Below are 16,464 nucleotides of genomic sequence, written 5' to 3'. Positions count from 1 at the left end.
TCAGTTACAACTCAAGCTCAATCTCGCCTTTGGCTTTGCAGCAGCAGGGCAGGATCTCATCCTGCTGCACAAAGGCCAGCGGCTTCTGCGGGTAGTGCACTTCACCCTTCAGCAGCCGCATCCGGCAGGAGCCGCAGTAACCTTCGCGGCACTGGAACTCCACGCAGAGATTGTTGGCTTCCAGCAGCGTCAGCAGATTCGTGTGCTCGTCCGTGCATTCCAGCCGGGTGCCGGAGCTGCGCAGAATAACAACGTCGCGGCTCATAATTACAGCTGGAAGTCGTCGAAGTCGTTAGCGCCCACTTCAGAGTCAATCTGACCCACCAGATAGGAGCTCACTTCCACTTCCTGCGGCGCAACCTGAACGTTGTCAGACACCAGCCACGAGTTGATCCACGGAATCGGGTTTGACCGCGTCTGGAACGGCAAATCAAGGCCCACCGCCTGCATACGGATATTGGTGATGTACTCAATGTACTGGCAGAGAATATCTTTGTTCAGGCCGATCATTGAGCCGCCGCTGAACAGATAGTCTGCCCACTCTTTCTCCTGCTCGGCGGCTTTCTTAAACAGCTCGAAGCACTCATCACGGCACTCTGCCGCAATCTCTTTCATCTCCGGATCGTCTTCACCGCTGCGCAGCAGGTTCAGCATATGCTGGGTGCCGGTCAGGTGCAGCGCTTCATCGCGGGCGATCAGCTTGATGATTTTGGCGTTGCCTTCCATCAGTTCACGCTCTGCGAAGGCGAATGAACAGGCGAAGCTGACATAGAAGCGGATGGCTTCCAGCGCATTGACGCTCATCAGACAGATATAAAGCTGCTTCTTCAGGGCGCGCAGGCTGACGACAACCGTTTTGCCGTTGACCTGATGCGTGCCTTCGCCCAGCTGATGCCAGTAGTTGGTCATCTCAATCAGGTCGTCGTAATAGCGTGAGATATCCTGAGCGCGCGCCAGAATCTGCTCGTTGGTGACGATATCGTCAAACACCAGCGCCGGATCGTTCACGATATTACGGATAATGTGGGTGTAGGAACGGGAGTGAATCGTCTCGGAGAAGGCCCAGGTTTCGATCCAGGTTTCCAGCTCAGGGATCGAGATCAGTGGCAGCAGCGCGACGTTCGGGCTGCGGCCCTGAATCGAATCCAGCAGCGTCTGATACTTCAGGTTGCTGATGAAGATATGCTTTTCATGTTCCGGCAGCGCCTGATAGTCGATACGGTCGCGGGACACGTCGACCTCTTCCGGACGCCAGAAGAAAGAGAGCTGCTTTTCGATCAGCTTTTCAAAAATGTCATATTTCTGCTGGTCGAAGCGCGCCACGTTGACCGACTGACCGAAAAACATCGGCTCTTTCAGCTGATCATTTTTGTTCTGTGAGAAGGTGGAGTAAGCCATAAAAGTTGTCCAAAAAAAGAGGAAGCGAAGTGGCCTCGTGAAATGAATGAGGCGGGAGAATTTCCCGCCTGGCCATTAGATTTTACAGGCGCCGCTCTCGCAGCCATCATCCTGGATAGAAGGTGCCAGGTCATCCTGAGCATCTTCCGCACCGTCACGGGTGTTCTGATAGTAGAGCGTTTTCACGCCGAACTTGTACGCCGTCAGCAGATCTTTCAGCAGTTGCTTCATCGGCACTTTACCATTGGCAAAGCGGGATGGATCGTAGTTGGTGTTAGACGAAATCGCCTGGTCGATGAATTTCTGCATCAGACCCACCAGCTGCAGATAGCCATCGTTGTTCGGCATTTCCCACAGCAGCTCATACTGATCTTTCAGGCGCTCATACTCCGGCACGACCTGACGCAGGATGCCATCTTTCGACGCTTTGATGCTGATGTGACCGCGTGGCGGCTCAATGCCGTTGGTGGCATTGGAGATCTGTGACGATGTCTCAGACGGCATCAGCGCTGACAGCGTCGAGTTGCGCAGGCCGTGAGTTTTGATCTCTTCACGCAGGCTTTCCCAGTCGAGATGCAGCGGTTCGTTGCTGATCGCGTCCAGATCTTTCTTGTAGGTGTCGATAGGCAGGATGCCCTGCGCATAGGTGGTTTCGTTGAACCACGGGCAGGCACCTTGCTCTTTCGCCAGCGCGTTTGAGGCTTTCAGCAGGTAATACTGAATGGCTTCAAAGGTCTTGTGCGTCAGGCCATTGGCGCTACCGTCGGAGTAGCGCACACCGTGCTTCGCCAGGTAGTAAGCGTAGTTGATCACGCCGATACCCAGGGTACGACGACCCATCGCGCCACGCTTCGCTGCCGGGATGGGGTAATCCTGATAGTCGAGCAGGGCGTCAAGCGCACGCACCGCCAGGGTCGCGAGCTCTTCCAGATCGTCGAGGCTGTCAATGGCACCCAGGTTGAACGCAGAGAGCGTGCACAGGGCGATCTCACCGTTCTCGTCGTTCACATCTTCCAGCGGCTTGGTCGGCAGCGCGATCTCCAGGCAGAGGTTAGACTGGCGAACCGGCGCGATGCTGGCGTCAAACGGGCTATGCGTGTTGCAGTGATCGACGTTCTGAATGTAGATACGGCCGGTTGAGGCGCGTTCCTGCATCATCAGAGAGAAGAGATCGACCGCTTTGACACGCTGTTTGCGGATGCTCTGATCCTGCTCATATTTGGTGTAAAGGCGCTCAAACTCATCCTGATCGGCGAAGAAGGCGTCATACAGACCCGGGACATCAGACGGGCTGAACAGGGTAATCTCTTCCCCTTTCAGCAGGCGCTGGTACATCAGTTTGTTGAGCTGCACGCCATAGTCCATGTGGCGCACGCGGTTGCCTTCAACACCACGGTTGTTTTTCAGCACCAGCAGACTTTCGATTTCCAGATGCCACATCGGGTAGAACAGCGTGGCGGCACCGCCGCGAACGCCGCCCTGAGAACAGGACTTCACCGCAGTCTGGAAATGTTTGTAGAACGGGATACAGCCGGTGTGGAACGCTTCACCGCCGCGGATCGGGCTGCCCAGCGCACGGATGCGACCGGCGTTGATGCCGATACCGGCACGCTGAGAGACATATTTCACGATCGCGCTGGAGGTGGCGTTGATTGAGTCCAGGCTGTCGCCGCACTCGATCAGCACACAGGAGCTGAACTGACGCGTCGGGGTACGCACCCCCGACATGATGGGTGTCGGCAGGGAGATCTTAAAGGTCGAAACCGCATCATAGAAACGTCTGATGTAATCCATGCGGGTGTCGCGCGGATAGCCAGAGAAGAGGCAGGCGGCAACCAGGATGTAGAGGAACTGCGCGCTCTCGTAGATTTCACCGGAGACGCGGTTCTGCACCAGATATTTGCCTTCCAGCTGCTTCACGGCAGCATAGGAGAAGTTCATGTCGCGCCAGTGATCGAGGAACTCGTCCATCTGTGCAAACTCTTCCGGGCTGTAATCTTCCAGCAGGTGGCGGTCATATTTGCCGAGGTCCACCATTTTTACGACCTGGTCATAGAGCTTTGGTGGCTCAAACTGACCATACGCCTTTTTGCGCAGGTGGAAGATTGCCAGGCGGGCAGCCAGGTATTGATAGTCAGGGGCATCGCGAGAGATGAGGTCTGCTGCGGCCTTGATGATAGTCTCATGAATGTCAGAGGTCCTGATGCCATCATAGAACTGAATATGGGAACGCAGCTCCACCTGTGACACTGAGACGTTGTTCAGCCCTTCAGCTGCCCAGTCCAGCACACGGTGAATTTTGTCGAGATCAATGCGCTCCTGGCGGCCATCGCGTTTAGTAACGAGCAGACTCTGGTTCATGTCGCGTTTTTACCTTTGCGTGAGTATCCAAAAATTAAAAGAAATCCCGGTTTATACACAGCATATTCATTGTGAATAATATGTGGATAAACACAACATCTAGGGGGTGATGGGAAAACCTGCAACTACATGGAGGCATATTTTAGTATTTTGCGGCGGGTTAACAAGAGCAAAAAATGATGACGGGAGGGGTTGTAATTCTGGCGAAAATTCTTAGCCCACGCCTTATAAGGCCTGACACCCTGTCAACCCGATCACACTTTTTTTTGTTAATTTGATCGGACGCGTATTTCTTATTCAATCCTCAGAAGTCAGCAGAAAAAGGGATGAAAATTGCGCAAAAGCCGCTAGCGCTCTGCGGCTCTGGCAGAAAAGGCGGGCGGGCAGGTGAAATCTGTCAGGGCCAGCCTGAGCTAAGTGACTGGCAGATATCAGAATGGTGTGGCGGTCTTAGCGGCTGCGCGGGGAGAAGGCCCGCCGGAGAAAGAGGCGGGCCAGAGACTTAGCGGGCGCGGTGGGTATGCACCATATAATTGACGTCGGTGCCGGGTGCCAGTTTGAAGCGGTTGGTCACCGGGTTGTAGTGCAGGCCAATGATGTGACGTTCACGCAGGGTGGTTTCATCGACCCAGCCGAGCAGCTCAGAGGGACGGATAAACTTTTTCACGTCATGGGTGCCGCGTGGCACCATGCGCAGCACATATTCTGCGCCGAACACCGCCAGCAGCCAGGCTTTGGGATTGCGATTCAGCGTGGAGAAGAAGACCTCGCCGCCCGGCTTAACCAGCTGCGCACAGGCGTGCACCACCGAGCGCGGGTCCGGAACGTGCTCCAGCATCTCCATGCAGGTCACCACATCATATTTTCCGGCATTCTCTTCCGCATGCGCTTCTACGGTCTGCTGCACGTAGTCCAGCGTGACGCCGCTCTCAAGGGCATGCAGACGTGCGACCGCCAGAGGTTCCGCTCCCATGTCCAGTCCAGTCACTACCGCACCTTCGCGCGCCATGCTCTCGGCTAAAATGCCGCCGCCGCAGCCGACGTCGAGCACGGTTTTACCGAACAAACCGTTGCTGTGCTCCGCGATATAGCCCAGGCGAAGCGGGTTAATGCGGTGCAACGGTTTAAATTCACCCTCCAGATCCCACCAGCGCGAGGCAACGGCCTCAAACTTGGCAATTTCCTGTGCATCGACGTTCTGCTGATGATTCTGCGGTTGTGCATTCATTGAATCGTAACTCCTGACAAAATGTCCCCACAGTATAAACGCTTAACCGCCGATGGCACACCTTTCAGGCACAAGGAAAAGCGGGTGAAATCGGTGGTTAACGTTCACCAGAGCATTGCAGTGTGATATACTTTCGCACCTTTAAAATCCGGGATTAAGTAGAGGGATAGCGGCTCCATGAGCGACCTTGCGAGAGAAATTACACCGGTCAATATCGAAGAAGAATTAAAGACTTCTTACCTCGATTACGCCATGTCGGTCATCGTTGGCCGAGCTTTACCCGATGTGCGTGACGGCCTGAAGCCGGTGCATCGTCGCGTACTCTTTGCGATGAGCGAACTGGGTAACGACTGGAACAAACCCTATAAAAAATCTGCCCGCGTCGTCGGTGACGTTATCGGTAAATATCACCCGCATGGTGATTCCGCCGTTTACGACACCATTGTACGTATGGCCCAGCCTTTCTCCCTGCGTTACATGCTGGTGGACGGACAAGGCAACTTCGGCTCCATCGATGGCGACTCTGCCGCGGCGATGCGTTATACCGAAGTCCGCATGTCAAAAATCGCCCACGATCTGTTAGCTGACCTGGAAAAAGAGACCGTCGATTTTGTGCCGAACTATGACGGCACAGAGCAGATCCCTGAAGTTCTGCCGACCAAAATCCCTAACCTGCTGGTTAACGGTTCCTCCGGTATCGCCGTGGGGATGGCAACCAATATTCCGCCGCATAACCTGCGCGAAGTGATTAACGGCTGCCTGGCCTACATTGAAGATGAGAACATCAGCATTGAAGGGCTGATGGAGCACATTCCGGGACCTGACTTCCCGACCGCCGCCATCATCAACGGCCGCCGTGGCATTGAAGAAGCGTACCGCACCGGACGCGGTAAGATTTATATTCGTGCGCGTGGCGAAGTGGAAGCGGATGCCAAAACGGGCCGCGAGACCATCGTCATTCACGAGTTGCCTTATCAGGTCAACAAAGCCCGCCTGATCGAGAAGATTGCAGAGCTGGTAAAAGAGAAGCGTGTCGAAGGCATCAGCGCGCTGCGCGATGAGTCTGACAAAGACGGCATGCGCATCGTGATCGAGATTAAGCGCGATGCGGTCGGCGAAGTGGTGCTGAATAATCTCTATTCACTGACTCAGCTGCAGACTTCGTTTGGTATCAACATGGTTGCCCTGCATCAGGGTCAGCCGAAGATTATGGCGCTGAAGGAGATTCTGGAAGCCTTTGTTCGCCATCGTCGTGAAGTGGTGACGCGCCGTACCATTTTTGAACTGCGTAAAGCCCGTGACCGTGCGCATATCCTTGAAGGTCTGGCGATTGCGCTGGCGAATATCGATCCGATCATCGAGCTGATCCGCCGTGCGCCAACGCCGGCAGAAGCAAAAGCGGGTCTGATTTCGCAGGCGTGGGATCTCGGTAACGTGTCAGCGATGCTGGAGCGTGCCGGTGATGACGCCGCCCGTCCGGAGTGGCTGGAGCCGCAGTTTGGCATCCGCGACGGTCAGTACTACCTGACCGAGCAGCAGGCTCAGGCGATTCTGGATCTGCGTCTGCAGAAACTGACCGGCCTTGAGCACGAGAAGCTGCTGGATGAGTATAAAGCGCTGCTGGATCAGATCGCCGGGTTGCTGCTGATTCTGTCGAGCGCTGAGCGTCTGATGGAAGTGATCCGCGAAGAGCTGGAGCTGATGCGCGATCAGTTTGGTGACGATCGTCGCACCGAGATTACCGCGAACAGCGCGGACATCAACATCGAAGACCTGATCAATCAGGAAGACGTGGTGGTGACGTTGTCGCATCAGGGCTATGTGAAGTATCAGCCGCTGACTGACTACGAAGCGCAGCGTCGTGGTGGTAAAGGCAAGTCAGCGGCACGCATCAAGGAAGAGGACTTCATTGATCGTCTGCTGGTGGCCAATACTCACGATACGATTCTCTGTTTCTCCAGCCGTGGCCGTCTCTACTGGATGAAGGTTTATCAGCTGCCGGAAGCGAGCCGTGGTGCGCGTGGACGTCCAATCGTCAACCTGCTGCCGCTGGAAGCGAACGAGCGTATTACGGCGATTCTGCCGGTTCGCGAGTATACCGAAGGCTTCAATATCTTTATGGCGACCGCGCTGGGCACCGTGAAGAAGACCGCGCTGAAAGAGTTCAGCCGTCCGCGCAGCGCCGGCATTATTGCCGTGAATCTGCGTGACGACGATGAGCTGATCGGTGTGGCGCTGACCAACGGTAATGACGAAGCGATGCTGTTCTCCGCCGCCGGTAAAGTGGTGCGCTTCGCCGAGAGCGCTGTGCGTGCCATGGGCCGTACCGCATCAGGTGTTCGCGGTATCAAGCTGGCTGAAGGCGATCGCGTGGTTTCTCTGATTGTGCCGCGTGAAGAGGGTGCGATTCTTACCGTGACGCAGAATGGTTACGGCAAGCGTACCGCCAACAGCGAATACCCGACCAAGTCGCGTGCGACGCAGGGTGTGATTTCAATCAAGGTGACCGATCGTAACGGTCCGGTGATTGGCGCTGTTCAGGTGGTGGATAGCGATCAGATTATGATGATCACCGATGCCGGTACGCTGGTGCGTACCCGCGTTTCAGAAGTCAGCGTCGTGGGTCGTAATACCCAGGGTGTGATTCTGATCCGCACCGCAGAGGATGAGAACGTGGTCGGATTGCAGCGTGTCGCCGAGCCGGTTGAAGAGGAAGAGCTGGATTCAATCGACGGCAGCGTGGCGGAAGGCGAGGATGATATCGCGCCTGAAGCGGATTCTGACGATGAAGAGATTGCACCGGAAGCGGAAGATGAAGACGACGCGGCTGAAGACGACGAGTAAGTTGTCTGGCATAAGCTGAGGTGCGTTGCAGAAACGGCAGGTCAGGGGAAACCCGGCCTGCCGTTTTTTTGTATGGGCCGTTCGGCCGCAGATGGGTGTGGCGGTGAGGCCGCTGCGATCGAAAGGCCCGCCATGCCCGATCGCAAAGGATTCCCGCATCCCTGCGGATCGGCCACGCCATCCCTGGCGTGGACGCTTTGCTCTTCGGGCATGGCAGGCCTTTCTCGCCGGGATGTGGTGTCGCTTCAGGCGGGTGAGTGCGCGGGCGGGAGGATGCGGATTCTTGTGGATGTGGCGGCGAGGCCGCTGCGATCGAAAGGCCCGCCACGCCCGACCGCAAAGGGTTCCCGCATCCCTGCGGATCGGCCACGCCATCCGTGGCGTGGACGCTTTGCTCTTCGGGTATGGCAGGCCTTTCTCGCCGGATAGGGTGTTGCTTCAGCTTTTTCTGGCCGGGATGTGGTGTTGCTTCAGCTCTTTCTTGCCGGGATACGATTTCGCTTCAGGCGGGGAATGGGGGACGTCAGGCGTGACAGCAAAAGCTGTCCGAAAAGCGTCCCAAACTGCCTGCCGGGCCTTCCGCTGGCTGGCTTTTTTCGCCCGATGAAGCTAGTGTATGGGCAATAAAAATTGATGATGCGACTAACCTTGCCAACTGCGAGTTCCCTTTGAAATATCCTGTCTCTTTCCGCACTACGCTTCGCATCTCGCGCTATCTTTTCCGCGCGCTGGCGCTGCTAATCTGGACGCTGGGCGCTGTTCTTACCGCGTTTTACATCATCAGCGTGCTGCACAATAAAGAGACGCAGGTTCGTCAGGAGTTTGCCAGCAACTACGGCACGATACAGTGGTATGTGCGGCACTCCGCCGACATGATGCGGGAGCTGAAATATATCACGGAGAACCGGCTGACGAATGCCAGCAACGGCATGGATGCGCTGACCGGCATGATCCCGGGTAAAACGACCCAGCCGCAGTTTACGCCGCTGTTTTCAGATGGCGACTGCACCGCCATGAGCAACACCTGGCGCAACTCGCTCGACTCCCTCAGTTATTACATCAACTACTGGAAAAGCAACTTCGCCTCCTCGTATGAGCTGAACCGGGTGTTCTTTATCGGAGGGGAAAGCCAGTGTCTGGCTGACTTTACGATTGGCAGCAGCACCGCCGATCGGGAGCGCAGCCTGAAATCGCTGCGTGAGAATGTGCTGCGCTACCGTAACAGCAACGAAGAAGAGCGCCGCAACCCGATGTACTGGATCAACAGCAGTGCTCAGCCGGGTGTCGGCACCTTCTATATGGTGGTGCCGGTCTACGTGGCCAACAAGTTGCAGGCGCTGCTGGGCGTCGAACAGAATATCCGCCTGGATGAGTTTATTCAGCCGGGCAGTCTGCCGATCATCGCCTCAATTACCGACGAAAATTATCGTCCACTGCTCAATTCGCGCCGTGGCGGGCTGGGCTTCTCGCTCGACAGTCTGCCCGATGACAAAACCTGGTTCGGTTATCTGAATGGTTACCGTCAGCTGGTGCTGAAAAAGCCGCTGCCGCCTTCCGATCTCAACGTGGTGTGGTCGATACCCACTGACGTGATGATGGATCAGCTGAAGCTGATGATCATCAATGCGCTGCTGCTCAATGTGTTCAGCGCCATTATTCTGTTTACGCTCGCCTGGCTGTTTGAGCGCCGGATGTTCCTGCCCGCCGAGGAGAATGCGCACCGGCTGGAGGAGCATGAGCAGTTCAACCGTAAGATTGTGGCCTCGGCGCCGGTGGGGATCTGTATTTTACGCACCAGCGACGGCACCAATATTCTGAGTAACGAGCTGGCGCACAATTACCTGACCCTGCTGACCCAGGAAGATCGCCTGCGGCTGAATGAGATTATCGGCGGCCAGCAGGTTAACTTTGTCGATGTGCTCACCGGCAGCAACACTAACCTGCAAATCAGCTTTGTCCATTCGCGCTATCGCAATGAAAACGTGGCGATTTGTGTACTGGTGGACGTGTCGGCCCGTGTCCGCATGGAGCAGTCGTTGCAGGAGATGGCCCATGCGGCAGAGCAGGCGAGCCAGTCGAAGTCGATGTTCCTTGCCACCGTCAGCCATGAGCTGCGCACGCCGCTCTATGGGATTATCGGTAACCTCGATCTGCTGCAGACCCGGCAACTGCCCAGCGGGATCGACTCGCTGGTGACGGCGATGAACAACTCCTCCAGCCTGCTGCTGAAAATCATCAGCGATATCCTCGACTTCTCTAAAATCGAGTCAGAGCAGCTGAAGATCGAGCCGCGTCCGTTTGCACCGCGTGAAATCGTGACCCACATCGTCGGCAACTATCTGTCGCTGGTGGTGAAGAAGCGGCTGACGCTCTACTGTTTCATCGAACATGACGTTCCGCAGGTGCTGGATGGCGATCCGCTGCGTCTGCAACAGGTGATCTCCAACCTGCTGAACAACGCCATTAAGTTCACCCATACCGGCTGTATTATCCTGCACGCCTACGTCTCGCAGGGCTATCTGGCTTTCCGGGTGCGCGATACCGGGGTCGGAATTCCGGCGAAAGAGCTGCCGCGCCTGTTTGATCCATTTTTCCAGGTCGGGAATGGCGTGCAGCGTAATTTCCAGGGCACCGGACTGGGACTGGCGATCTGTGAAAAGCTGATCAATATGATGGACGGCGACATTGAGGTCGACTCAGAGCCGGGCATGGGCAGTCAGTTCATTGTGCGTATTCCCGTCTACAAAGGGCAGAAGCCGTCGCTGATGCTGCTGGAGGATTTGCAGGAGAAGAAAATCTGGCTGGCGATGCGCAATGATTATCTGGCGGCGTTTATCACACGTCAGATGCAGCAGCAGGGGATTCAGGTTGCGGATTATAACGGCAGACCGGGCCCCGACGATGTGGTGATGACCGATTACGAGCTGGAGATCGATTTACCGCTGCGGGCGCTGGTCACATTTGATGGATCGCATGTGGATATGCCGCGTGAACGTCAGCCTGGACGCTGGGTTCACTCGACCGCCACACTGCATGAGGTACCGGCGCTGCTGGCGCGTATCTATCGCATCTCGCTCGGCCACGACGCGGCGGATGCGCTGCTGCTGGCTGGCCCGGTGGAAGAGAAGATTCACAACGATGACATCATGGTTCTGATCGTTGATGACCATCCGATTAACCGTATGCTGCTTTCAGAACAGCTCGGCACGCTGGGGTATCAGGTGAAAACCGCCCAGGATGGCGTCGATGCGCTTAACGTGCTGAGCCGCAATGAGATCGACATCGTACTGACCGACGTGAACATGCCGAACATGGATGGGTATCGCCTGACGCAGCGGTTGCGTCAGCTGGGGCATCTCTTCCCGGTCATCGGCGTCACGGCAAATGCGCTGGCCGAAGAGAAGCAGCGTTGTATGGACGCGGGCATGGATAACTGCCTGTCGAAACCGGTGACGTTAGATGTGCTGAAAAGCACGCTGGCAATCTATGCTGAGCGGGTGCGTAAAACGCGCATGAAGTAGGGCAGAGGGGAGGCGGTGCAGGCTGCACCGCCTCAGCGATCGATTAGTCTCTTTCGACCTGGGTCTGGCTGACAGAGGAGAGGTAGTTCAGCAGGGCAATATCGTTATCCACGCCCAGTTTCATCATCGCTGATTTCTTCTGGCTGCTGATGGTTTTGATACTGCGGTTCAGTTTCTTGGCAATTTCTGTCACCAGGAAACCTTCTGCGAACAGACGCAGCACTTCGCTCTCTTTCGGTGACAGGCGCTTGTCGCCGTAACCGCCCGCGCTGATTTTCTCCAGCAGTTTTGCCACGCTTTCCGGCGTATATTTCTTGCCTTTCTGCAGGGCTGCCAGCGCTTTCGGCAGGTCGGTTGGTGCGCCCTGTTTCAGCACGATGCCTTCGATGTCGAGATCAAGCACAGAGCTCAGGATCGCCGGGTTATTGTTCATCGTCAGAACAATAATGGAGAGATCCGGATAGTGGCGTTTGATGTATTTAATCAGCGTGATGCCGTCGCCATACTTCTCACCAGGCATAGAGAGGTCGGTGATCAGGACGTTAGCATCCAGCTTGGACAGATTGTTGATCAGTGCTGTTGAGTCTTCGAACTCACCTACAACGTTGACCCATTCAATTTGTTCCAGAGACTTTCGGATACCGAAAAGGACAATTGGATGGTCATCGGCAATAATTACATTTAAGTTATTCATCTTATTGGTTACCTTGCTGCAGCAGTTGATTGACGTAAGCGTCAATATCACTGGTGGTATTTGTAATGTTTGAATCGTCACACGCTTTAATGTGGTGTTCTAACTCTTCACAAAGCTGTTTGCCGGGAGACAGGTTGAGCATGGCAAACACGCCCTTCAGGCGATGCGCTGTCTGAGCAAGCGAGTCGTAGTCCTTTTCTGCTGACTCAGTATACAGTCTCTTCACATCAACCGGTACTGTCTCGGTAAACAGCTGGAAATAGCCGCCGCTCATCAATGGCGTGGCTGTGTCGTCTTCCCTGTCATTATCCATCACATCATGCGACAGTTGCTTCTCAATCAGGGCCAGCAATGCATCCAGCAGCGCATTACTGAGATTGAAATTGACCCGATACTGCTGGTCGTTCAGTGTATGATGACCGAGCTCATCTTCCGCCAGCAGCAGTGCCCAGCCGCTCAGCTTCGACGGATCGTCGGTTACCAGCACGTCGTGATCCTGTCCGGAAATACGCTCGTCCGGGGTGAGACAGCGCGCTCCCCAGTTTTCCAGATGGCGGCAGACGATTTTATGGACGTCCTCCACGGTGATCTCCACCAGGGCGGTGACCCCATCCAGAATTTTTTCCTCTTCTTCTTCCTGCTTCTGCTCCAGTGCCATCGGCAGCTGCATATTATAGCGGGTGCCGATATCCGCTTTCGCGACGATATCCAGACTGCCCCCCATCTGCTTGCAGAGCTGTTTGCAGAGGAAGAAGGCCATGCCTGACGCCTGACCATATCGATCCTGGCTGGTGTCGCCCAGGAACGGGAAATCGACATTCGCCAGCTCATCCACGGTCAGGCCCGCGCCGGTATCAACCAGTTCGATGATGAGTCTATCGGCCTGTTTATTCGCAACCTTAACTTCCAGGGTAATTTTTCCCCAGCGGGTGGTGGTCAGCGCATAGTGCATCAGGGTGGTCAGCACCTTACGCAGGGCGCGACGGTCGCCAAAGCGCATCTCATCATTGGCCAGATGGTTATTCACCACCAGTGACAATCCTTTGCGACGCATCAGCGGCAGGCTTTCCAGTGCGATCTCATCCAGCAGTTCCTGCAGGTTGAAGATGGTGGCATCCGGTGACCAGTCGTGCGCCTCCAGCCGGTTCAGCAGCACAATATCATCCACCAGCCGCGCCAGCCCCTGGCTTTCATCAAGCAGGTCGAGTACGGATTCATCGGCATCCCGCTGGCTGAGCTGCACCAGCTGCGCCACGATCTTCTCCAGCGGCTGATTCAGCGCATGGCCAAGATTGTGCAGCAGCTGCTGACGCATCTGATGGTTGCGATCCAGAACCTGCTGCGCTTTCTGCAGCTTCTTGTTCACCAGCAGTTCGCGATCCTGGTCACGCATCATAAACAGCTGGGTATGGGGTGAGAGCACGCTACGGGCGTGGCGGATCTCATACACTTCGTTATTGATGGTAGCCTGCAGAACGCCCTGATGCTGGTCGGACATATTAATAATCTTCTGCAGATTGAGGTGCGGCAGAAGATGCTCTGCAATCTTGTTGCTCAGCAGGGTGCGGTTGCTGGCAAAGTCATAGACCAGCAGGCCCACCGGCAGGCTGCCCACAATCTCTTCATTCAGTACCCGAAGCGAGTCGAGTTCCGCGCTCTGGTTCTCACTGGGGCGCAGGGACTGCTGACGCAGCAGCATCACACCGCCCAGCGACAGCAGGAACAGCAGCAGGTTGATCAGCAGCGGCCAGAGCAGGTTATGCAGGGTGTCGACGATCAGGCGGGTAATCGGCACCTGATAGACCAGCTGCAGCGGGGTGCTGGGCAGCGTGGCGGCAATCTCGACGTTCGGATTAACCAGCGAGATGTGTGTATTTTCCACCTCCTGCTGTTCACTGCTGGCAGAGGGCAGTGAGCTGTCCTGACGCAGCTGGAAATTCTCCAGCGGCATATTCTGCGGCACCAGATCGTTCACCGGCAGATCAAAGGCGACCACGGTGGCCAGGTGGCCCGGCTGATTAAAGGTGGTGCGCAGCGTGAAGTAGTGATCGTTCTGGAAGGCGAGGTGACGCAGGGGCGAGAAGCTCTCACGCTCGTCCAGCGCGTTTGCCTGCTGCAGCATTTCAGCGCGACGGCTGTCCACCATTGAACTGATGGCGCTCTCTTTGTAGCGCGTCGCCATATCCTTCAGCGGCAGCGTGGAGATCATGATCAGGCTATTGTCCTGACCATTTAAAAAGTACATCGACCAGGTCGGGTTTTCCGCGCCCCAGAGCGTATCCAGATAGTTGGACATCCGCATGGTCATATCCAGCGTGCTGCTGTCATGCGATCCGAAGATAAGCGCTTCGGTCTTGCGGCGGGTTTTTTCCAGATAGTAGACGTCAGGACGCAGGCGCGTCTCCTGCAGGCTGCTGCCCGGAGGCGTTCCTGCCGCACTGGTGGAGAGGTTTTCATAGATCTGCCAGGTGGCAAAGCGATAGGCGTCGATACGCTTCTGAACGTCGCGGGCCAGATCGTCCATAGCATAGCGTTTTCCGGTGAGCCAGGCATTCACGGAGTTCTGCACCATAAAGCCCAGCGCCAGCAGGAGCACCAGATTGAAAACCACAAAAAAGCGGGTGACATTGCCGGATGTCAGTGGAAACTTATACAACATAGCGTGTCAGGTACCTGAATTATCGCGCAACTCTTCGCGCACTGGCGGCTACCACTAACAGCAGCAGGGCGATCACTAAAAACGCGCCGCTGAGGCTGATCCATTGCGAAATGAATCCGATTAAAGCCGGACCTGAGAGAATACCCGCATATCCCAGCGTTGTCATGGCAGAAATCGCCAGGTTCGCGGGCATATCCTGTTGATTCCCGGCAGCATTGAACAACATCGGCACCGTATTGGATAAACCAAAGCCGACCAGCAGGAAAGCCAGCAGGGCGATCTCCGGCCACGGCAGCCACACCGCCAGCGTCATGCCCGCTGCGGCGGTCAGCGCCCCGGTTATCATCACCGGATAGCGACCAAAGCGCTGGATGATTTTATCGCCGCTGAACCGCCCCAGCGTCATTGCCACGGAGAAGGTGGCATAGCCGAGGCCGGCATAGGCCGTTGACATCGCCGGGTTCTGCAGCAGCAGCAGCGCGCCCCAGTCGAGCACCGCACCCTCTGCCAGAAAGAGAATAAAGCAGAGCAGGCCGAGAAACGCCACCCAGCCACGCGGTATCACCAGCCAGGGCTGGTCGGGCTGATGGAGACGCTCATTCATTAAAACCGGGATGCGCCACAGTAACAGCAGCAGCATCACGGCCATCACCACCAGCGTGGCGGCCAGCGGGGAGAACGACTGGCTCAGCAGCAGGCTGACCGTCCCTGCACCCAGAATGCCGCCAAGGCTGAAGAAGCCATGAAAGCCGGACATCATCGGTTTACCCGCCGCCTGTTCAACCTGAACCGCCTGATAATTCATGGCGACATCCAGCATGCCCAGCCCGGCACCAAACAGCATCAGCGCGGCCGCCATCAGCAGATGCGAGTCCGCCGTGGCCAGCAGCGGCATCATGACCAGCACTAACAGAGTGGAGAAGCACATCACCCGACGGCAGCCAAACCGCGCAACCAGCGTGCCGGTGACCGGCATCGCCGCCAGTGAACCGATGCCGAGACAGAGCAGCAACGCACCCAGTGAGGCGCCGCTCAGCTGCAGACGATCACGGGCAAACGGCACCAGCGGTGCCCAGGCTGACATGCCTAACCCGTTGATCAGAAAGATGGTGCGGGTGCCCCAGTTCAGGCGGCTCTGCTGTTGATGTTGTTGTGCAGCGTCCAGTGCGGTCATAGGTCAGATTCATCAGTGATAAAGCGAAAAAGTGTAGCACCGGCCGGCAATCTGTGGCCGTCGCGCCTCTTATCAGCAGGGGTGCAGCACCCTCATCAATATGACAAAACCGGGAGTTTACCGATTTTTAATGCGCTGCGGATTTTTTCCAGAACTTTCCTGGCAGGACGGGACGCCGCGCAGGTCGACTTAACTCAAATTTCAGTGCCGTTTTCAACGGGTTGTCTGCTTAAACGAAGCTGTCGTCCCGGTGGGAAATGCTGGCTGAATCGCATAACTAAAAAAATCTTTTCAGCGCCCTGAAGTTCTCAGAATGGCGATATTTTAGCCGTTTTGTGACATTTATGGAAACATCCCGCCACAAATTGACATGAAAAATCAAGGGCAAAGCGTTATTTCATGAACGTTTTATAGCAAGACTGACTTATGTAATAAAGGTTAAATCATAATTAAATCTGTACATTGGTGTTGATTTTCAGCACGTTTAGGATAAAAGTTATTTTGTCAGAACCGCTACGTTTCGCGTCCGTCTGTACAACTTAATCTAACAATAAAAGCGTTGTTTTCTGCCCGGACCAGGATCTG

At 55.8% G+C, this 16,464-nt stretch carries 9 protein-coding genes; 2 read left to right on the top strand and 7 right to left on the bottom strand.

What is annotated here, in order from left to right; genetic code table 11:
- Positions 1 to 4 precede the first annotated feature (4 nt).
- The 4 genes from yfaE to ubiG all read right to left on the bottom strand — a co-directional run bounded on the left by yfaE (position 5) and on the right by ubiG (position 4,987).
- Entirely contained in the window at positions 5 to 265 is a 261-nt protein-coding gene (gene yfaE, locus AC6I7A_RS12840; RefSeq protein WP_009089055.1) for a class I ribonucleotide reductase maintenance protein YfaE, read from the bottom strand.
- 2 nt (positions 266 to 267) lie between these two features.
- Entirely contained in the window at positions 268 to 1,398 is a 1,131-nt protein-coding gene (nrdB, locus tag AC6I7A_RS12835) for a class Ia ribonucleoside-diphosphate reductase subunit beta (protein WP_009089058.1), read from the bottom strand.
- Between the two features lie 75 nt (positions 1,399 to 1,473).
- Positions 1,474 to 3,759, bottom strand: coding sequence for a class 1a ribonucleoside-diphosphate reductase subunit alpha (nrdA, locus tag AC6I7A_RS12830; RefSeq protein WP_009089060.1), 2,286 nt, complete (start codon positions 3,757 to 3,759; stop codon positions 1,474 to 1,476).
- Positions 3,760 to 4,261: 502 nt separating this feature from the next.
- Positions 4,262 to 4,987 carry a bifunctional 2-polyprenyl-6-hydroxyphenol methylase/3-demethylubiquinol 3-O-methyltransferase UbiG gene (ubiG, locus tag AC6I7A_RS12825; protein WP_009089062.1) on the bottom strand — a complete coding sequence of 242 codons (726 nt, stop codon included), beginning with the start codon at positions 4,985 to 4,987 and terminating at the stop codon, positions 4,262 to 4,264.
- Between the two features lie 177 nt (positions 4,988 to 5,164).
- On the opposite strand from ubiG, the gene gyrA reads away from it, so the two are divergent.
- Together gyrA and rcsC are read left to right on the top strand one after the other, a co-directional pair.
- A complete protein-coding gene (gene gyrA / locus AC6I7A_RS12820) occupies positions 5,165 to 7,831 on the top strand; it encodes a DNA topoisomerase (ATP-hydrolyzing) subunit A (protein ID WP_058957784.1) in 2,667 nt (888 codons plus the stop codon).
- A 668-nt stretch (positions 7,832 to 8,499) separates the two neighbouring features.
- Positions 8,500 to 11,352: a two-component system sensor histidine kinase RcsC gene (gene rcsC, locus AC6I7A_RS12815; protein ID WP_058957783.1), complete on the top strand. Its 2,853-nt coding sequence runs from the start codon at positions 8,500 to 8,502 to the stop codon at positions 11,350 to 11,352.
- A gap of 43 nt (positions 11,353 to 11,395) precedes the next feature.
- Here rcsC and rcsB read toward each other — a convergent pair whose 3' ends face one another.
- From rcsB to AC6I7A_RS12800, 3 genes are read right to left on the bottom strand one after another with little or no spacing between them, the layout of a single operon-like run.
- Positions 11,396 to 12,046, bottom strand: a complete 651-nt coding sequence (gene rcsB, locus AC6I7A_RS12810) for a response regulator transcription factor RcsB (protein ID WP_009089068.1) — start codon at positions 12,044 to 12,046, stop codon at positions 11,396 to 11,398.
- A gap of 1 nt (position 12,047) precedes the next feature.
- Positions 12,048 to 14,705: a phosphotransferase RcsD gene (rcsD, locus tag AC6I7A_RS12805; RefSeq protein WP_058957782.1), complete on the bottom strand. Its 2,658-nt coding sequence runs from the start codon at positions 14,703 to 14,705 to the stop codon at positions 12,048 to 12,050.
- Between the two features lie 19 nt (positions 14,706 to 14,724).
- Positions 14,725 to 15,879, bottom strand: a complete 1,155-nt coding sequence (locus tag AC6I7A_RS12800; RefSeq protein ID WP_058957781.1) for an MFS transporter — start codon at positions 15,877 to 15,879, stop codon at positions 14,725 to 14,727.
- Positions 15,880 to 16,464 lie beyond the last annotated feature (585 nt).

The organism is Type-F symbiont of Plautia stali (assembly GCF_059731105.1).
This window is presented reverse-complemented; position numbering and strand designations above follow the sequence as displayed.